The sequence below is a fragment of the Pedobacter heparinus genome (assembly GCF_032678725.1).
Taxonomy (GTDB): domain Bacteria; phylum Bacteroidota; class Bacteroidia; order Sphingobacteriales; family Sphingobacteriaceae; genus Pedobacter; species Pedobacter heparinus_A.
Genome location: NZ_JAVTSC010000040.1, coordinates 1 through 1737, shown reverse-complemented (window position 1 = coordinate 1737; position 1737 = coordinate 1). Strand labels below are relative to the sequence as shown.

General features: G+C 46.3%; 1 protein-coding gene. It reads left to right on the top strand.

The genetic code is table 11. The annotated features are described in order from the left end of the window. The coding region (locus R2Q85_RS24495; protein WP_316814440.1) for a beta strand repeat-containing protein at nucleotides 1–1737 on the top strand (1737 nt) is incomplete at both ends.

Below are 1737 nucleotides of genomic sequence, written 5' to 3'. Positions count from 1 at the left end.
GCGGCAGGTAATGCCGGTATAGGATCAACGCCTTCTAATAATTATGCGATAGATACTGCATCACCTATTTTAAATGCAGTAAATATTGCATCTGATAACGTAGTTCCTACACTTGCCAAAGTTGGCAATACAGCTACACTTACTTTCATCTCTAGCAAAACTATCCAAACACCGGTAGTTACCATTGCGGGTCATACGGTAATGCCTATTGCTACAGGCAACAACTGGACAGCTACTTATACTTTTGTATCTGGTGATACAGAAGGTTTGGTTGCTTACAACATTGCATTCAGCGATTTGGCTGGTAATGCAGGTACAGCAGTTACTGCTGGTACAGGGTCTGTAACTTTTGATAAAACGATCCCTACGTTAAGCGCAGTAAATATTGTTTCTGACAATGCGGTAACTACACTTGCCAAAGTTGGCAATACTGCTACACTTACTTTTATTTCCAGCAAAACTATCCAAACCCCGGTAGTAACCATCGCTGGACATAATGTTGTTCCAACTGCTACAGGTAATAACTGGACCGCTACTTATACTTTTGTATCAGGAGATGCAGAAGGTTTGGTAGCTTATAACATTGCATTCAGCGATCTGGCTGGTAATGCAGGAACTGTGGTTAGCACAGGTACCGGGTCGGTCACTTTTGACCAGTCTGCACCGGCCACACCGGCAGGTTTGGCTGCAACAACAGGCGATACACAGCTTGTCCTGAACTGGACAGCCAGTTTGGCGACAGACCTGGCCAGATACCGGATCTTATCGGGAACCACAGCTGCCCCGGTAACAACTTTGACAGATATTTCTTCAGGAACTACAACCTATACGCATACCGGTTTAACCAATGGCACTACCTATTATTACCGGATCCAGGCGATTGACCAGGCTGGTAACATCAGCGCAGCAAGTGCGGATGTTTTGGGAGTTCCGAAAGCCGATCAGACGATCACTTTTAATGCCATTGGCACAAAAACTTATGGTGATGCCGCATTTACCCTGGGGAATGCAAATTCCTCAGGTGGTTTAACGGTGACCTATACAGCTACAGATCCTTCAGTAGTTTCCATTACCGGAAATACAGCGACGATCCTGAAAGCAGGAAGCACAGTGATTACGGCGAGCCAGGCAGGAAGTGCCAGCTACAATGCAGCAGTAAATGTTCCGCAAACGCTAGCAGTTGATCCGAAAGCTTTGGTTGTGGTGAACACTGACCGCTCGAAAGCATATGGTGATGTATTGGCCAATGCTGACTTTACAGGCAGCATCACCGGTATCCAGAACGGGGATAACATTACTTTGACCAGGAACAGTACAGGCACAGCAGCTACGGCAGTTGCAGGTACCACTTATCCAATCGTAGCTACTTTGGCCGATCCGGACAGCAAACTCGCCAACTATACCCTTACCAACCCGAATGGGGTATTGACGGTAACGGCAAAAACACTGACCATTACCGCTTCAGCAAGGACCAAAACTTATGGTGATGCCGTAACTTTTGCAGGTACAGAATTTACCACAGCAGGTTTGATCAACGGCAATACCGTTACCGGTGTGACTTTAAGCAGTACAGGAGCAGTGGCAACTGCAACGGTAGCTGGTTCCACTTACCCGATTGTGCCAGCGGTTGCAATTGGTACAGGGTTAAACAACTATACCATCACTTATGTGAATGGTGCTTTAACGGTTGACCCGAAAGCTTTGGTAGTAGTGAATACCAACCGTTCAAAAACATAC